The sequence below is a fragment of the Aeromonas sobria genome (assembly GCF_006243315.1).
GTDB lineage: Bacteria > Pseudomonadota > Gammaproteobacteria > Enterobacterales > Aeromonadaceae > Aeromonas > Aeromonas sobria_A.
The window spans coordinates 16,822-33,139 of the sequence record NZ_NKWE01000074.1 but is presented as its reverse complement, the minus strand read 5'-3'; the positions used below and the strand labels follow the sequence as shown (position 1 = coordinate 33,139).

General features: G+C 61.0%; 13 protein-coding genes and 2 tRNA genes. 7 read left to right on the top strand and 8 right to left on the bottom strand.

What is annotated here, in order from left to right:
- Positions 1 to 744, bottom strand: a 744-nt coding sequence (locus CF137_RS20580; RefSeq protein ID WP_139721342.1) for an IS5 family transposase, incomplete at its 3' end; no start/stop codon positions are given.
- A gap of 205 nt (positions 745 to 949) precedes the next feature.
- Positions 950 to 1,795 (bottom strand): DUF1194 domain-containing protein, encoded by an 846-nt coding sequence (locus tag CF137_RS20575; RefSeq protein WP_139721340.1) that lies wholly within the window; start codon positions 1,793 to 1,795, stop codon positions 950 to 952.
- A gap of 143 nt (positions 1,796 to 1,938) precedes the next feature.
- Here CF137_RS20575 and CF137_RS20570 point away from each other — a divergent pair, with 143 nt between their 5' ends.
- Both CF137_RS20570 and CF137_RS20565 read left to right on the top strand, forming a co-directional pair.
- The gene (locus CF137_RS20570; protein ID WP_139721350.1) at positions 1,939 to 2,706 is read left to right on the top strand and encodes a hypothetical protein; all 768 of its coding nucleotides are present in this window, start codon (positions 1,939 to 1,941) and stop codon (positions 2,704 to 2,706) included.
- Positions 2,707 to 2,753: 47 nt separating this feature from the next.
- Positions 2,754 to 3,203, top strand: coding sequence for a hypothetical protein (locus CF137_RS20565; RefSeq protein WP_193556575.1), 450 nt, complete (start codon positions 2,754 to 2,756; stop codon positions 3,201 to 3,203).
- Here the strand turns inward: CF137_RS20565 and CF137_RS20560 are convergent.
- The 4 genes from CF137_RS20560 to CF137_RS20545 all read right to left on the bottom strand — a co-directional run bounded on the left by CF137_RS20560 (position 3,181) and on the right by CF137_RS20545 (position 8,317).
- On the bottom strand, positions 3,181 to 3,597 hold the full coding sequence (locus CF137_RS20560; protein ID WP_240038583.1) for a hypothetical protein: 417 nt from the start codon (positions 3,595 to 3,597) through the stop codon (positions 3,181 to 3,183). The two genes, CF137_RS20565 and CF137_RS20560, sit on opposite strands and share 23 nt — an antisense overlap.
- A gap of 108 nt (positions 3,598 to 3,705) precedes the next feature.
- A complete protein-coding gene (locus CF137_RS20555; RefSeq protein WP_331463409.1) occupies positions 3,706 to 6,186 on the bottom strand; it encodes a hypothetical protein in 2,481 nt (826 codons plus the stop codon).
- Between the two features lie 122 nt (positions 6,187 to 6,308).
- Positions 6,309 to 7,559 carry a glycosyltransferase gene (locus tag CF137_RS20550; RefSeq protein ID WP_139721336.1) on the bottom strand — a complete coding sequence of 417 codons (1,251 nt, stop codon included), beginning with the start codon at positions 7,557 to 7,559 and terminating at the stop codon, positions 6,309 to 6,311.
- Positions 7,556 to 8,317, bottom strand: coding sequence for an acyltransferase (locus CF137_RS20545; RefSeq protein WP_139721334.1), 762 nt, complete (start codon positions 8,315 to 8,317; stop codon positions 7,556 to 7,558). The genes CF137_RS20550 and CF137_RS20545 overlap by 4 nt, the downstream gene beginning before the upstream one ends.
- Before the next feature lie 350 nt (positions 8,318 to 8,667).
- Here CF137_RS20545 and CF137_RS20540 point away from each other — a divergent pair, with 350 nt between their 5' ends.
- From CF137_RS20540 to CF137_RS20525, 4 genes are read left to right on the top strand one after another with little or no spacing between them, the layout of a single operon-like run.
- Positions 8,668 to 9,972, top strand: a complete 1,305-nt coding sequence (locus tag CF137_RS20540) for a lipopolysaccharide biosynthesis protein (RefSeq protein ID WP_101319662.1) — start codon at positions 8,668 to 8,670, stop codon at positions 9,970 to 9,972.
- Positions 9,960 to 11,378 carry an O-antigen ligase family protein gene (locus tag CF137_RS20535; protein ID WP_139721332.1) on the top strand — a complete coding sequence of 473 codons (1,419 nt, stop codon included), beginning with the start codon at positions 9,960 to 9,962 and terminating at the stop codon, positions 11,376 to 11,378. The genes CF137_RS20540 and CF137_RS20535 overlap by 13 nt, the downstream gene beginning before the upstream one ends.
- Positions 11,338 to 12,606, top strand: coding sequence for a glycosyltransferase family 4 protein (locus tag CF137_RS20530; protein WP_240038581.1), 1,269 nt, complete (start codon positions 11,338 to 11,340; stop codon positions 12,604 to 12,606). Before CF137_RS20535 ends, CF137_RS20530 begins: the two co-directional genes overlap by 41 nt.
- Positions 12,603 to 13,730: a glycosyltransferase family 4 protein gene (locus CF137_RS20525; RefSeq protein WP_139721330.1), complete on the top strand. Its 1,128-nt coding sequence runs from the start codon at positions 12,603 to 12,605 to the stop codon at positions 13,728 to 13,730. The genes CF137_RS20530 and CF137_RS20525 overlap by 4 nt, the downstream gene beginning before the upstream one ends.
- An 89-nt stretch (positions 13,731 to 13,819) precedes the next feature.
- Here CF137_RS20525 and CF137_RS20520 read toward each other — a convergent pair.
- Together CF137_RS20520 and CF137_RS20515 are read right to left on the bottom strand one after the other, a co-directional pair.
- Positions 13,820 to 13,895 (bottom strand) — tRNA-Asn (locus CF137_RS20520).
- 4 nt (positions 13,896 to 13,899) lie between these two features.
- Positions 13,900 to 13,975, bottom strand: a tRNA-Asn gene (locus tag CF137_RS20515).
- A gap of 486 nt (positions 13,976 to 14,461) precedes the next feature.
- Between CF137_RS20515 and dauA the strand changes: the two genes are divergently transcribed.
- Complete coding sequence (gene dauA / locus CF137_RS20510) at positions 14,462 to 16,198, top strand: C4-dicarboxylic acid transporter DauA (RefSeq protein WP_139721328.1); 1,737 nt, start codon at positions 14,462 to 14,464, stop codon at positions 16,196 to 16,198.
- Positions 16,199 to 16,318: the final 120 nt, after the last annotated feature.

Sequence of the window (16,318 nt, the reverse complement as noted above, 5' to 3'; positions counted from 1 at the left end):
CGACATCTTCTTCCAGTGCGCTAGCCCCTCCTTGCGCATCACCAGCACAGCCTCATTTCTTGGGTGTCCCTTTTTCCATAACCCAGCGTTCTTGCGAGGCGGGATACAGGCTGTCGCCCCTTTGCGCGAGATTAGCTGATGGCTGGCTTTGCTGTCATAGGCGCCATCCGCATAAACACGTCCCAGCTTGCGCCGCAGTGGGTTGAGCAAGGTCGGCAACACCTCGGCATCATGGACATTTTCCAGCGAGACTTCCGCCGCCACGATATCGTGGCTCACCGGGTCTACCGCCAGATGCAACTTGCGCCAGACTCGCCGCTTCTCGGCGCCGTGTTTTCTGACCTTCCACTCGCCTTCCCCAAATACCTTGAGGCCAGTCGAGTCGATAACCAGGTCGGTGATACGCCCCTTACAGGGCTGCCGATAGGCCACTTTCACCGTACGGGCTCGTTTGCTGACACAACTGTAGTCCGGTGCGCACAGCGGCACATTCATCAACTCGAACAGGGAGTCGAGTAGTCCCTGAGTGGCCCGCAGAGTGAGGTTGAAAATCCCCTTGAGCATCAGAAAGGTTGAGATGGTCTGGTCGGTGTAGAGTTGGCTACGGCCCCGCCGCCCATGATGGTCGTGGTGAAACCAGTTGCTCATGGCTTCGGCATCAACCCAGAAGGTGAGTGAACCACGGTTAATCAGAGACCTGTTGTATTGAGGCCAGTTGGTGATGGGGTGAAGCGACTTGCCCATGATGCAGACTTGAAGGGGATGGTGGTGATCAGATCACCAAGTCCTCAGTTAGTTCCATTCAAGCTACATCGATTTGGGAAACAACGCCGCCTAGCGTCAGAACACGTAAGCCGAGCAACGTAGTCGTAGATGTTACCGTTCCCCGTAGTTACAGCAAAAAATCAGGGAGCCATAGCTCCCTAATCGCTGCACACAAGGCGATAAACTAGCCGAAGGCGGGGGTCTGTTGCCAGTTGGCGGGCTGCGGGCTCGCTTTATTGCGGCGTTGATAGCGCCAGGCCAGCAGTAGCGGCATACCGAGCAACAGTTGGGCGGCCAACGGGATCTCCTCGATGGGGGCGGCCAGTGCCCCTTCCGGAATTATCCCCCCCTCAATTTCGGCAGCCAGTTTGAGCTCCAGCGCATTGCCAAAGTCGGCGAAGGTGGTGGCGTTGATAACAAACGCATCCTGACCACCGGCGATATTGTCCACATACCACTCTTGCAGCACACCGTCGGGATAGTCCTGTCCTATGGTGATGCCGTTGATGGTATCGATGCCGGAGGCGAGCAGTTGATCCCGCACAGTGGAGGTATCCAGCCCGTTGTTCTGGATGCCGTCCCCCGATACATCCATCACCTGCCGCTCTGCGGTGAAGTTGTTGGTATCAAACTGCAAGCCACCAAAGGCCATGGCCGAGCCTGGGGCCGTCATCCCGGCAAAGGGGCGCACCAGGTTGTCGAGCGTCGCGGCGAAGTTGTTGATGGAGGTCATGTCATAGAGGTGGAACCAGTCGGTCATCACGCTCTGCTGGGTCGAGCCGCTCCACATGATCATCTGTACGGCGATAGAGCCCAGCTTGCCGCCGCTGGTATTGAGGATGGCGCTTTGTACATCCTGGTTATAAAAGGCGTCCACATAGCCCTGTAACTGCAGATTGAATTCCGATGAACTGACGCTGCCCGACACATCCATCAGCAATTGCAGTTCGGTATCGACTTCGGTCAAGGCGTATGCGGGGGAGGTTACCAACAGCATCCCCAGCAGCCCTGCCAACGGTTTGAGTTTCATCGCTCACTCCTTTCCTTGGCTGTAGTGCCAACAGCGTGAATGAATAAACCGTGCCAGCTTTCCCGTGCGCCACGCTATCTCATAAAAAGGCATGGAACTTGCGATGGCAAGGGATGATAAACCGATCCGGGCAGGGTGACATGATGGCGATGCGTCCTTGGCAGTGGGCTCCCAACTGGTTGTTACTGGGGCTGGCCAATCAATGGGGCATGGTGTGGATGAATACGGCGCACTTCAACCTGCTGGTGGTGTTGCTGATTGCTATCTGGTGGCAAATTGCATTGCGGGTTGCAGTGGATTGGCAGTTGAGCCGCCTGCAGATCGCGCTGTTTAGTCTGTTGCTGCTGATCCCCAGCGCCAGTTGCAAGGCGCTGGCCTGTTTGCTGCTGGTGGCCACGCTGTGGCGCCGTCGCCAGAGCGCCGATGAGCGGGCGGTGCTGCAGATTGTGCTGGCGTTCACCATCGCGGTGTTGTGGGGGCAGCAGGTGTTTGCGCTGTTCTCCGGCCCTGTGCTGGCACTCGATGCCTGGGGGGTGGGCCAGTGGTTGCACCTGCTGGGGTGGGAGACCCGCCTTGATGGCAACCGGATCGAACGGTTGGGGGGCCATGCGCTGATTGTGCTCAAGGGCTGCTCCTCTTTCGCCCAGCTCTATCTGGTGGCCCTTGCCTGGTTGATCTCCTCTAGCTGGCTGCTGGCCGGACGCCATTGGCTGTCGCAATTGCCGTTATTACTGCTGGTGTCGCTTTTCTATATCGGTGCCAATCAGTTACGACTGGTGCTGATGAGCCTGGATCTGCGCTGGTATGACTGGTTGCATATCGGCCCCTGGGCCCAGCTTTATCAGTGGCTCATCATGCTGTTGGTACTCACCATGCTGTTTATGAGGGGGCGCCATGTTGCGATTGTCTAGGGGATATCTACTGCTGGTGCTATCTGTGCTGTTTATGAGGGGGAGTCATGGTGCGACTGTCTAGGGGATACCTGCTGCTATTGCTGGTGGCGCTGGCCAGTGCTGCCGCCATGGGATGGCGCTATCAAAACCGGGTGGTCAATGAAGGGGCCAAACCCATGTTGCTGGAGCTGGTCAAGCTGGGCTGGCGTGTGCGAGGTGCCACCCCGATATTGGGTGGCACCTATGTCAGCTATCAGCTGGCCCACCCCCGTTGTGACGGCATGCTGCAGGCGATGCTGGTGGCCCCTGATAGCGAGGCGATGTCAGTGACGCTGGCAGGGGCGGGGATGGCTCAGGGAGTGATGTTCTTGGGCGAGCTGCACCAGCGCCCGCCGCTGCTGTTATACCGCTTCACCCAGGGTTGGCGCAAATTGTGGGGGTTGGCCCCCTATCCCCTCTATCGGGTGGCCTTGCCGCCTGCTTGTCTTGGCCTTATTGCGCCGCCGATGGAGTGACAGGGGCCTGTTCACCCCTTGGCAGAATGCGGATCAGCAAGGTATTGGGTGCCAGCATGGGGTCATAACGGGGTTCCAGTTCAATGGCTCGAGACCCGAGCAGGCGGGTCAGCGTCGTGAGCCGCTGGCTGGCCAGACGGGCACTGGCCAGCATATCCGTTTGCGGGCCGGGGCCGCTGATCAGCGCTATCTTGTCGGGGTCCTTATAGGCCAAAAACTGGTGCAGCTGTTGCTCCTGATTGCTCTGAAGTGTTGCCTCCTCTTGCTGATAGGTCAGTTGCAGCTGGGGTTGCTCGGCCAGCTGCTGCTCACGTAACTGGTTCAAGATAGGCAGGGTCTCATTGACCGGCTCCTGACGGGCACAGCCAGTCAGTAAGAGCGAGAACAACAGCACGGGCAGCAGCCCAGCCCTTGTCTTGGATAAAGTGCCAGGCAAATTGCCAGATAAGGGCGCAGCAAGAGGAGTTGCAAACTGTGAACAATGGGCCATGCAGGTGTCACTTCAGGGCGATGAGTTGGCACCAGTTTGCAATGTTTTCAAGTGCTTGGCCAGTTGTTCGATCTCTTTTCGCCAGCGGTACCACTCGCTGATCGGTAGCTGCTCCGCCAGTTGCCAGCGGGTCGGCACCTGTTCGCGCAGACGTTGCAGCAGCAGGGCCGCCTCTACCTGATAGCGGGCCTCCTGCTCCAGCCAGGCGAGCCAGCGCAGATCCTCGATGGCTTGCTGCAGCAGCAACAGGTCGTGGGAGAGGCGATGCGCCTCGCAGGCTTGCGGGCCGAGCAGCATAAAGTCGCTCTCCCGCCCATCGGTGGGGTCGTAGGGCAGGGCAGTGGGCATGCGACCATGCCACTGTAAATAGCCCTCGGCGCCGCTCTGCCACAGGTAAAAACCGGCGGCTCGCGGGGTGCCCAGATTGTAAAACCAGGGGGTGACCTTGTGCTGGCGTACCCGCTCCACATCGGCCTTATCGGCACCAAAGCCTGCGTTGATCAGGGCGATCTCCACCTCTTCTAGCAGACCAACCTGACCCGGGTGATTGAAATGGCCCGCGCGGATCACCGCAGGGTCGCGCCGTTTCATCTCCCGCGCCAGCGTGGTGATGGCGGGCAGGGTAGCGAGATCCGGCTCATCAAACAGGCTCCATGCCAGCGGTGGCAAGCCGCTGGCAGTCAGCGCCTGTTGCCGCGCCTGCCACTGCTCCAGCTGGCTGGCAGGGTCGCCCCCCCAGCGTTTGAGCGGGGTATAGGCCAGCAGCGGTGGCACAAACCCGAGCCCAGCCGCTTCTCCCATGATATCCCGCATCCCCGCCTCATCTTGTGGCAGGGCGGGGGATAGGCCGTTTATCCCGAGCTTGGCGAGCCGCTGCAGATCGCAGCGACTGGCTGCGGCAAGCTGCTGTTGCAGCGCCTCGGGGTTGGGGCTGAGCCAATTCAGATAAGGGGGCGCTTCGACGTAGATGCCGACTGGCTTGCTGGCCACAGGCAGGGTCAGCGGCAGCACCTCGATAGTCAGCGGCAGCTGCACCAGTTGCTGCTGGCTGAGCAGCTGAATATTGCCCTGATAGCGACCCGCCGGGGCGTCGCGGGGGATGGTTACTTGCAGTACCAGACGGCGGGGCACTCCCGCCCGCAGGGTGAGCCCGGCCACGCCTTCGACCAGCTCCTGATCCGAGGGGGCCAGCAGGGTGCCGCTCGCCTGTGGGCGAACCAGATGCCACTGACCGTAATAGGGGGTCAGTGTCAGCGGCGATCCTGCCTGCTCGGGGGGCTGGATCACCAGCAAGGGGGCCGGATCGTCGGTTGCGGCGTGGATGGCAAACTCCAGCAGCAGTTGGCCGCCGCGGGTCGCCAGTTGCGGCTGCGCGGCGAGCTTGAGCGCTTGCTCCGGTGCGGCAGGGATCACCGAAAGCGTGGCGGCCGCATCCCTGATCGGGGTGAGGCTGAGCTGCTTGGCAGGGGCCAGCTGCGGATAGGGGGCAAGGGTCCATTTTTCCAAAAACAGCTGGCGCTGCTTGGTCAGCACCCGGTCGGTGGCATCCGCCAGCCCCCTGGCTGGAGTATCGGAGTGCATGGCGTGGCCTTTATCACCACTCGGGGTAGCGGCCTGGCTGGCGGGGGCCGGATAGGGGGCCAGCAGCAGCCCGGCCAGGTATTTGGCATCCGGCGTGTGGCCAACAAGGGTAATGGTGAGCGGGCCACCGGGGTGGTTCAGGGTGACATGAACAGGGCCCCCCTGACGGGCCCCAAACAGTTGCCAGGGATCGGGGTTTGGCAGCGCCTCGCGGGACTGCCCGGCCAGATAGCGCTGTTTTAGCCATGTTTGCGGCTGCCACTGCTCGGCCCAAATGGGCTCGCCATTGACCAGCACACTGCGCTCGAAGGGGTGGGGCAGATACTCCCACTCGCCGGGATCATCGAGCCACAGGGTGAGCTGGTAGCGCCCCTTGGCCACCTCAAGGCGTACCCCGTCGAGATTGCGCAGGCCATCGCGCACCAGGGCATCGCCGGAGGGGCGCAACACCGGAGTGGGGTGGCCGAGCAGTCGGGGATCCCCCGGGCTCAGGGCCTCAAAACCGGTAAAGCGCGGGGCGCTGGCCGCCCCCAGATCCAGCGCAATGGTGCCCTCTGGCAGGGTCAAACCGTGTTCCCAGAACCAGCGTTTAATGGTCAGTGGGGGGGCGTCATCGGCCATAAACAGGTAGATCTTGGTTATCTCATTAAGGGCCAGTGGCCGTGGTTGGCTGGTGCGCCAATCACTTAAGGCAAAGCGCAGGGTGAAGGGGCCCGGGGCGACCATCCGCTCCTGATTGACCCGGCTGCGGTAGTTGACCGAGGCCTTGTCATCGACCCGTAAAATCAGCGTTTGCGGTTGTGTGCTTGGATTATTACCCTCGATCACCAGCTCATCGTCGCTGCCCACAGGCCAGGGCACCTTGGTCAGATTGAGGCGCTGGGGGGTCTGGGTGCCAGTGAGGGGCAGCATGATGGGGGCAGGCAACTGCGTGGCGCTGAACAAGGACGCGCAGTAGAGCAGCGAACAGCCGCAGAGCAGGGTGGCCAAGCCTCCCCTGTGCCCATGTGGTTTCCCGAATGTGGCGCGGCCCATCAGCAGATCGCTGCCAACCAGGATTTAAGATCAGCGGCCTTGTCATCCCAGCTCTGGCCCGCGACCCGCTGTTGCCGACCCAGGCGCCCGCCCTGCTCCGTCAGGGCTTCCCATTCGTTGGCTTGAAACCAATTCTGGCGAGGGCCATCGCAGGCGGCCTGATTGATGGCGTGGGCCAGATTGTCACCGGCTCGCGGCAGATGCACCAGTTCACGGTAACCTGCCAGTGCCGGGAAATCAGTGCTGACGATAGGCCGGCCGACCGCCAGATACTCGCGCAATTTCAGCGGGTTACAGGCACGAATTTGCGCATTGTCGACAAAGGGCAGCAGGCTGACCTGCCAGTGCTGGGCATAGGCCGCCAAGGTATGGTGTGGTCTGGGCCCCAGCAGATGGATGTTGGGGATCCCCTCCAGCGCGCTGAGGTCAGTCTGCTTGGGGCCAATCAATACCAGATCCCAGTGGGGCAGGGCGCGGGCCGTGTCAGCCAGCAGCGGCACATCGATCCATTCGCTCAGGCTGCCATAAAATCCGGCAATCGGCCGACCGCTGGGGAGATCTGCCGGACGAGGCTGTGGCGGCATAAACAGATCCAGATCCACCCCGTGGCTCAGCAGGCGGGTTTTGTGGGGGGGGAAGCGACTGGCCAGTGCCGGGCTGGCCACCAGGATCAAATCGGCTTGGGCCACCAGTCTGGCTTCACAGCGGGCAATGGCTTGATGATCGACCCCCGCCAGCGCAGAGAAATCATCACCGCAGTAGTAGATCACCGCCCGCTCCCCCAGTTTGCCAATCAGATCCACCGCGCTTGGCAAGGAGATCCACAGCAGCGGACGATCCAGCTGGGGTAAGCGCCGACGGATCTGGGCGGCCAGCCAGTGGCCATTGATCTTGCCTGCAAGCCGACTGCCGGGCAGTGGCAGCGCCAGCGGCGGCAGTATCTCGGGCGTCTGTTGAGCTTGGGCCTGATGCTGGCTCTGGCTCTGGCTCTGGCTCTGGCTCTGGCTCTGGCCTTGGCTCTGGGCGAGGTGACCAGCGGGGGCGGCGCGCTGCACCACGGCGCCCAGCTTGCGCACGATGCGGGTGATGTCGCGCAAGTTAAAGCGGGGACGGCGCAGCCCGATGGAGTTGACCCACAGCACCTGATAATCGGGCAGCAGGCGTTTGATCAGATGTTGGGTACTGGAGGGGTGTTGGCCCCAGTCTTCCCCTAATACCACCAATTGCGGTTTGCTATGATGCTGCGTCATTGCGGGCTCTCCTCGCTATTGTTGCCCAGGGTTTCCCTGTCATCCTGACTCCCCAACTGCCGGATCACCCGGGCAGGCACGCCACCTGCCAGCACCCCGGCAGGCAGACTGCGGGTGACTATGCTGCCTGCGGCAACCACAGTGCCCGCACCTATGGTGACACCGGCCATCACCATGGCGCCGGTGCCCAGCCAGACATCCCGTTCGAGCACTATCTCGCCGACCTGATCATCAGCATCCGGTAGCCCACGGGCTCGGGCGTGGGCATCCAGCGGATGGCCGGGATAGCCAGCCAGAAAGGCGCGTCCGGCAATCCTGACGTTATCTCCCAGCACTATTTTGCTGCCAACGGCCAGGGTGGTCTGCCAGCCAATCCCGACATTATTGCCGATCACCAAGCTCGGTGCCTGGCTCGCCGCGCGGCCGCTAATGGTCATGGCGGCGCTCAGGCGGCAATCGGCCCCAATGTCTATGGTGACGGGCCCGCTGATATAGGGGATGCCGCCATAGAGATAGAGGCGGGGGGCAGGGGCGGTCAGGCGAGATTGAAACAGCGGAGTCCACCAGAGGGTGCGCATCAGGGTAGCGATGCCATGGCTGCTCACCAGATAGAGGCGATAGAGCAGGCGATGAAGTGGCGGGATCAGTGGCAAAGACCAGCTGCGAGCCCCTTTGGCGAGTCGCCATACTCTGCGGGCCAGCGGGGTTTCCCCTTGTTTGGCCCACGCTTTGACCCGGTACAGACTGAGGGTGTTCATGATGATCTCTCCCTGTTTATCTGGTGCTGCGAGGTACTAGCAGGGATCGGGCCAACCGCGTAGGGAGCTCTTTATCGGGCCGGGTGGCGCAGTGAAACGGGAATGATCCCGCCGCGGGGTGCAATTTGCGTCAGTGGTTGTGCAAAACGCAATCGTTCATCCAATATGCAGTCTCATTTTGGGCTTGCTGCGCTGGCTGTTCGCAGCGCACTGAGGCGTAATGAGGCGCAGAGGCAGGGGGGCGGGGATCTGTCTCATTCGGGTTAACTGGCGTGCCCTTTGCATTATTGCAGCAGTGAGATAAGCAATAATGCCCGGCGGCTAAGCCACCAGGGTGGCTGGGAGGCCTTATGAGACTGGGTGTGAACCAAATTGCCATTGTCTATTATGCCGCGGGCTTGCTGTTGATGAAGGGGATCTCTTTGTTGATGCTGCCGGTGCTGACTCATCTGCTGGTTCCTCGTGAATATGGTCAGCTGGAGGTGTTACTGACCTTGATTAATCTGGGCTCATTGATCCTCGGGTTCGGGCTGGTGGATGCGCTCTATCGCTTTGCCGGACTGGCCACCGATGAGCAGGCCCGCCAGCAGGTGGTCGCCCGGATGTTCGGCCTGGTCTGGATCATTGCGCTGGCCAGTTTGCTGCTGCTCTGGGTGCTGGCGCCTGTGGTGCAAGCCTGGCTGCCGGTTGAAACCCGTCTTGCGGATGTGCGCTGGGTACTCTGCGCCCTGCCATTTGAAGGGGTGATCGGGGTGCCGCTGGCGTGGCTGCGAATGCGCAATCAGGCCAAGCTCTTTTTCGTGGCGACCGCAGGCAAGGCGCTGATCCAGTCGCTGCTGACCGGCTGGTGGCTCTGGCTTGGCTGGGGGGTGAGCGGGGTGCTGGCTTCCGGTACCCTGACCTGCATCGCCCTGGCACTGCTGCTGAGCCTGTGGCAATGGCGTGATAGCGGGATCCGCTTTGATTGGCAGCACTATCGGCCGGTGCTGCGCTATGGTTTGCCACTGGTGGTGAGCGGGCTGGCGGGTTTCTCCTTAAGTGGCCTCGATCGTCTGCTGCTGGCCGATGTGGTGGGCGAGGCGCTGCTGGCCTATTACGCGGTGGCGGGCAAGCTGGCGCTGGCGGTGGGGCTGTTGCTGCAACCTTTTGCCCTGTGGTGGTATCCCCGCCGTTTTATGCTGCTCAAAGAGCCCGATGGCCTGCGCCTCAATGCCCACTACAGCGTGCTGGGTTCGGTGCTGGGCTTTGCCACTGCCGGGGTGGTCGGGCTCACCGCTCCCTTGTTGATCCGGCTGCTCACGCCGGAGAGCTATCACGGGGCGATTGCCTATATCCCGTTGCTGGTACTGGGGATGGCGGTACGCAACGTCTCCGATCTGCTCAATGTCGGCTGTTTTAGCGGCGAAGAGAGCAAGGCACAGATGGTTATCAATCTGGGATGCAGTTTGCTCGGGGTCGTTGGCTTTTTGCTTGCCATCCCCCGCTTTGGGGTGGATGGGGTGATCTGGACCCTGCTGCTGGTCTATCTGGTACGGGCTCTGGCGTTTTATCTGGTGAGCCAGCGGTTATTGCCGTTGCCCTATCGGCTGGCCCCCCTTTGGGCCAGTTCAGGTTGTGCCTTGGCCATGGTGTGGGGTGGGCAATGGGTCGCCTGAGTCATGCCCTGTGGGCATTGGCGATTTGTCTCGTCGTGGCCCTGCTGTGGTGGCGATTACCCCATCCGTTACTGCTGCCGGTGATTGGGCTGGCGATCCCCGCCATCTGGTTTGCCCTGCGCTGGCCATTTTTGATGGTATTGGGCTTTGTCACCTTCTCGTTTTTCCGCTTGCACGAGGTGTTTCCCCAGCTCTATCCCCTCAAAATCCCGTTGCTGTTCTCACTGGCGGCCATTGGCGCCCTGGCCTGGCACATCCTGCTGACTGGCCGGATCAAGCCTTACTGGCACCCGGCCCTGAGCTGGTTGAGCGCCTTTTTCCTGATGGTCTCCATCGGCGTGCTGTTTGCCAGCAACCGGGGCGAGGCGATCGCCACCTGGACCGGCAGCTACAGCAAGATCTATCTGATGACCCTGGCCACCGCCTGGCTGGTGCGCACTCCGGGGGATTTTGCCCTGGCGGTGCGGGTATTTGTCTTGGCCGGCTGCATGGTGGCGCTGGTGGCCCTCTACAACAAGGTGAGCGGGATCGGGCTGGTGGAGGAAACCCGGGTGACCATTGGGCGTGAGCTGGGCTCAGTGCTGGGGGACCCCAATGATCTGGCGCTGGTGCTGCTCTTTCCTGCCGGTTTTTCGCTGAGCTTGTTGCTCAATCAGGGCAATGGGCTAGGGGGGCGCTTGTTGGGGGGGCTTGGCTTTGCCTTGACCGCCGCCGCCATTATTGCCACCCAGAGTCGCGGGGGCTTGCTGGGTATTTGCGCGGTCTGTGGCCTGTTCGCCTGGCAGCGGGTGAAGTCAAAAGCCTTGCTGATGATGGTGGGTGGGCTGGCGCTTAGCGTGTTGTTTGTGGCTGCCGGGATCAGCGACCGGGCATCTGGCGGCGCCGCCGAGAGCGGAGTCGATGCCTCGGCCATGGGCCGCATCTACGCCTGGCAAGCAGCCTGGGGCATGGCGCTGGCACATCCGCTGGTGGGGGTGGGGCTATCCAATTTTTACTACAACTACTTCTTCTACAGCCCCCATTGGGATGGGCTTAATCACGCCGTCCATTCGACCTGGTTCGGGGTGCTGGCAGAGACAGGGTTCGTGGGCTTGGCACTGTTTATCGGCATGGTGGCGTTGACGTTGCGCCGTTGCTGGCAGTGTCAGCTAGTTGGCATGCCCCCTGCAGTGATCACCGCAATGCAAGGGGTGATGGCCAGCATGGTCGGGTTTGTCATCTCGGGCTCATTTTTAACCCAGGGTTTTACCTGGCCCATCTATCTGGAGTTGGCACTGGCGGTCGCGGCCATCAAGTATGTGCAGCAAGCCCGCGTTGCCACTGATGAGGCGGCAGATCGGTCAGAACCCGCAATGCAGGAGCACAATGATGAGCGCAATTCCGGTTCTGTTAGTGCACTACGGTGAGAACTGGATCCGCGGTAGCGAACGTTGCTTGCTGGATCTGCTGGCCCATCTTGATCGCGCCCGCTTTACCCCCTTGCTCTGGTGCAATAGCCAGCGGCTGGCAGATGAGGCCGCGCTGCTGGGAGTAAAGGCGCTGGTCGAGCCCTTCTCTCTGTTGCTCGGCTGGCAGGCCCCCCGCTTTGATGTAGCGGCATATCGCCAGTTGCAACGGCGTGCCGCCAGCTTGATCCAGCAACACTGGATTGCACTGGTGCATGCCAATAGCGCGGCCCCTTGCCAGTGGCTGGCGGGTGTATGTCGCGATGTGCAGGTTCCGCTGGTGTGCCATCTGCATGCCCGTTATCAACCCAGAGACAGATTCACCCTAAGGGTGCACCAGGCCAGTGTGCTGATCGGGGTGAGCGAACCTGTGTTAACCGCTTGGCAGCAAGATGGTTGTGGTACAGAACGGCTGATCAGGATACCCAACGGTGTCGATGGCGCCAGGCTGAACGAGGGCCCCCAGTGGCCTGTCATGGGTATGCTGGGTTTGCCAGCGGGGCAGTTGATCATCGCGACCGTCGGTTCACTGATCAAACGCAAGGGGGTGGATCTGTTGCTCCATTCCCTTGCAGAACTGACCCGGTTGGGCGAGGAGGCACAACTGCTGGTGATCGGCAGTGGCCCCGAGCAGCAGGCATTAGCCAGCTTGGCCAGCGAACTGGGGGTCGCCGCGCGGGTGCACTTCTTGGGGGAGCGGGCTGATAGCGCGGCCATCTTGCGCGGTGGCGTTGATGTTCTGGTATCCGGTGCCCGCGAGGAGGTGTTTGGTCTGACTCTGGCGGAAGCTGGGATGCTGGGGCTTGCGGTCAGTGCCTATCGGGTGGGCGGTATCCCTGAGGTGGTCGACGACGGGGTGAGCGGGCTGCTGGCCGAGCCGGGAGACTGGCGTCAGATGGCTTGCCATTGGCAGCGTTTGAGCAACCCGCAAATAAGGCGGGCGATGGGGCGAGCAGGACAGCAACGGGCGGCGCAGCATTTCACCGTGGCCCGTTATGTCAACAAGGTGACCGAGGTGTGGTCTGATGCGCTGGCGGGGCGATGGGCGGGGGAGGGACGCCAACCTTACCAGGTTATCGCCGGTTGGCTGTGGCAGCGAGTTGCGGCGCAAGGGCAGGCCATGCTGGCCAGGTTATCGACCCTCATAGCAGGGCGTAGGGGCAAGCTAATGGGAGATAAACAGCGATGAGCAGCCAGATGGGCACGGACAAGGTGCTGATTGTGGACCCTATCGCGTTTCGGGGGGGATCCAAGGTGGCTACCGAGGTGGTGCTTGCTGAGCTGAGCAAGCGGATGCCTGCGATGGCGTGTCATGTGATGACCGAAGATCGCGACTCCTGGCCCCATTGCCCACATCATCGGCTGTGGATCCCCGCCATCGTGCGAGGGCGGGAGTCTGGTTGGCGCTATCTGCTCAAGCAAGGGTGGCAGACCTTGCTGATCCTGTGGCAAGTGTGGCGCTTGGGGGGGGTCAGCTGCCTCGTCGCAGCGTCTGGCCCCGGGGTCGATCTCTGTTGTTACTGGGCTGGCCAGTTACTGGGGATCCCGGTGGTGCAATTTATTCACGGCCCTGTCGGCTGCTCGGGGTTATCTGCTCGCGCCTTGTGGCGCGCGCGCGCGGTGTTTTACCTCGACAGTTGCCGTCCTTCGTTGACGGCGATCCTGACCCGGCTCGGTCAATCCCATTTCCCGCCCCATTGGCACTCATTTACCAATGGCTTGAGCGACCACTCTTGGCCGACCGCTACCTCTGGTGGCACCGATATCTTGTGGGCAGCCTCACTGCTGCGCTGGAAGGGATTAGAGACCATGCTGGCGGCTCATCAACAGATGCGCGGCGAGCGCCCCGAGCTGGTGGTGTGCTATCTGCAGCCGAAAAACAGTTTGCAACCCTGCAGCCCCATTGCGCCCGAGCTTCCGGGCACCCGCTGGCATGCAAATCCGGTGAACCTTGATGAGATCAGGTCTGAGTGCGGCATTTTTGTATCGACCAGTCAGCAAGAGCCTTTTGGACTCTCGATTCTGGAGGCGATGGCAGCGGGATTGTGTGTGGTGATCCCCGCCGATGGCGCCTGGTGGGATCAACGCCTGCACGATGGGGTGGAGTGTTGTAAATATCAGCCCAATGATCCGGACGATCTTGCCCGGGTATTGGGGACGTTAAATGCCATGCCCGAGCGGATCATCACACTGGGACGCAATGCGCAGGCACATGCGACAACCCATTACAACGCCGCTGATACCTATCAAGGCATCATTGACCAGTGGGAAGCCCTGTTGCGCCGGGAGTCCCCCTCATTGTGTCAGGAGTGAGCGAACCGTGTTGGCAAGGGCTTAATCGGCTGGTAACGAGCAAACGACAGATGTGAAAAAGCCCAGCCAAAAGGCTGGGCTTTATAATTTGGCTCCCTCGACAGGACTTGAACCTGTGACATACGGATTAACAGTCCGCCGTTCTACCAACTGAACTACGAGGGAAAAGTGGCTCCTCCTACTGGACTTGAACCAGTGACATACGGATTAACAGTCCGCCGTTCTACCGACTGAACTAAGGAGGAATTGCCTGTCTCGTTGAGACGGGGCGAATATTAATGACCCCGGGGGCAGGTGTCAACCTGCGATCTCGTTGAAAACCCTATTTTCAGACTGTTTGCCCAAAACTTGCGCTTTACGGTTTATTTTCAGCACAATCAGTCTCTTGTCATCCCTCAGGGGAACCGGTGGCACGCCGCTGTGCCATATTGGCGTTTGCCTGAAAATGCGACTTGCTGCTGCGAACGTGCCAGTGATAAATGAAGCCTCAAATGGTTATCTTTGCAGTTAAAAGGGCCGTCGTAGCGGGAAAGATCGCCGATTTGGCGGCAAATAGGCCAAATAATGGGTGAGCGTGCGTTTCATTGATCCTGCCCATCGAAAAAATGGCCGGTGTGGAGTAAGGTTACGCAGGATACCATCGCCGTGTCGACAGCCTTGCCGGCCCTTGATGATGATCGGGCGCCGGATCTCTCCGGCCTTTATCTCCCTCTTCTGGTATTACGATATACATGCACAAGCAAGCCTCTTTAAATAGCGTGAAGCTCGCCATAGCCTTACGCCAGTCCTGTATTGATGAACCCTACAGCATGGCCCGCTTCGGCCGTGATCTCATCGCCGGTGTCACGGTGGGTATCATCGCCATCCCGCTCGCCATGGCGCTGGCTATCGCCAGTGGTGTGCCGCCGCAACATGGTCTCTATACCGCCATCATCGCCGGTATCGTGATCGCCGTGACCGGTGGCTCCCGTTACTCCATCTCCGGCCCAACCGCCGCCTTTGTGGTGATCCTCTATCCGGTTGCCCAGCAATTTGGCGTGGGTGGTCTGTTGATGGCGACCCTCATCTCCGGCTTCTTTTTGGTGGCGATGGGGTTGGCCCGCCTTGGTCGCCTGATCGAGTACATTCCGCCGTCAGTGACGCTGGGCTTTACCGGTGGTATCGCCATCGTGATCGCCACCTTGCAGATCAAGGACTTCTTTGGCCTGAGCGTGCCCGAGATGCCGGAAAATTATCTGGGCAAGGTCGAGGCGCTGGCCGCTGCCCTGCCCAGCTGGCAGTGGGGCGATACCTTGGTGGGGGTGGCGACGCTAGCCGTGCTGCTGCTCTGGCCGCGCCTGCGTCTGCCGGTGCCCGGCCACTTGCCCGCGGTGCTGGTCGGGGTGGGCCTGGGTTTTGGTCTGCATTACTTCGGTGTGGATGTGGCCACCATCGGCAGCAAGTTCAGCTATACCCTGGCCGATGGCACCCAGGGGATGGGGATCCCGCCCATTGCGCCGACCCTGGTCATGCCCTGGGCCTTGCCCGGGCCGGATGGCGCCCCTGTGGTGTGGGATCTGGCTGCCCTTGAGCGGCTGCTGCCTGCCGCCTTCTCCATGGCGATGCTGGGGGCGATCGAATCGCTGCTCTGCGCCGTGGTGCTGGACGGCATGACTGGTCGCAAACACAGCTCCAACGCCGAGCTGGTGGGGCAGGGGCTTGGCAACATCTTCGCCCCCTTCTTTGGCGGCATTACCGCCACCGCCGCCATCGCCCGCTCTGCTGCCAACGTGCGTGCCGGGGCTACGTCCCCCATCTCGGGGATCGTCCATGCGCTGGTGGTGCTGGCCGCCATTCTGGTGCTGGCCCCCTGGCTCTCTTGGCTGCCGCTCTCGGCCATGGCTGCGTTGTTGCTGATCGTTGCTTGGAACATGAGCGAGGCGCACAAGGTGGTGGAGCTGATCCGTCGTGCCCCCAAATCCGACGTGCTGGTGCTGCTGGTCTGCCTGTCACTGACCGTCATCTTCGACATGGTTATCGCCATCACCTTCGGGGTGATCCTGGCGTCGCTGCTCTTTATGCGCGAAATCGCCAAGATGACCAAACTGCACGATTTGGCCGAGCACAAGCGCTATGCCCATGAGGTGCCGGACAACGGCCTGCTCTACAAGATCAACGGCCCGCTCTTCTTTGCTGCGGCCGAACGGGTCTTTGCCGAGCTGGAAGCGCAAGTGAAAGGGCACCAGGTGCTGGTACTGCAGATGGAGGCGGTCTCCATCCTCGATGCAGGCGGTCTCTCTGCCTTCCTTCAGTTTGGCAAGCAGATGGCCAAAGCTGGTGTCGAGCTGCGGGTGGCCGAATTGCAGTTCCAGCCGCTCAAGACCCTAGCCCGCGCCAAGGTGCGACCGCAGCCCGGCAAGCTGGAGTTTTACGGCTCGCTGGAAGAAGCACTCAAAGGTGAACATTTGCACGAAGCGGCAGTAAATTGATTGAAAGGGATACGAAACGGCATATTTTTGGTCACTTGGTTCGGATATTGAGCAAACTAACGCAAAAAGTAAAAAATTGCATTGACCAAAAGCCATCGTATCCCTTACATTACGCCCCGT

Coding starts and splice junctions, on each gene's coding strand:
- CF137_RS20540 (WP_101319662.1), top strand. CDS start 8,668: ATGAGACTGGGTGTGAACCAAATTGCCATTGTCTATTATGCCGCGGGC.
- CF137_RS20530 (WP_240038581.1), top strand. CDS start 11,338: ATGATGAGCGCAATTCCGGTTCTGTTAGTGCACTACGGTGAGAACTGG.
- dauA (WP_139721328.1), top strand. CDS start 14,462: ATGCACAAGCAAGCCTCTTTAAATAGCGTGAAGCTCGCCATAGCCTTA.
- CF137_RS20535 (WP_139721332.1), top strand. CDS start 9,960: ATGGGTCGCCTGAGTCATGCCCTGTGGGCATTGGCGATTTGTCTCGTC.
- CF137_RS20555 (WP_331463409.1), bottom strand. CDS start 6,186: ATGCTGCCCCTCACTGGCACCCAGACCCCCCAGCGCCTCAATCTGACC.
- CF137_RS20565 (WP_193556575.1), top strand. CDS start 2,754: ATGGTGCGACTGTCTAGGGGATACCTGCTGCTATTGCTGGTGGCGCTG.
- CF137_RS20575 (WP_139721340.1), bottom strand. CDS start 1,795: ATGAAACTCAAACCGTTGGCAGGGCTGCTGGGGATGCTGTTGGTAACC.
- CF137_RS20525 (WP_139721330.1), top strand. CDS start 12,603: ATGAGCAGCCAGATGGGCACGGACAAGGTGCTGATTGTGGACCCTATC.
- CF137_RS20550 (WP_139721336.1), bottom strand. CDS start 7,559: ATGACGCAGCATCATAGCAAACCGCAATTGGTGGTATTAGGGGAAGAC.
- CF137_RS20545 (WP_139721334.1), bottom strand. CDS start 8,317: ATGAACACCCTCAGTCTGTACCGGGTCAAAGCGTGGGCCAAACAAGGG.
- CF137_RS20570 (WP_139721350.1), top strand. CDS start 1,939: ATGGCGATGCGTCCTTGGCAGTGGGCTCCCAACTGGTTGTTACTGGGG.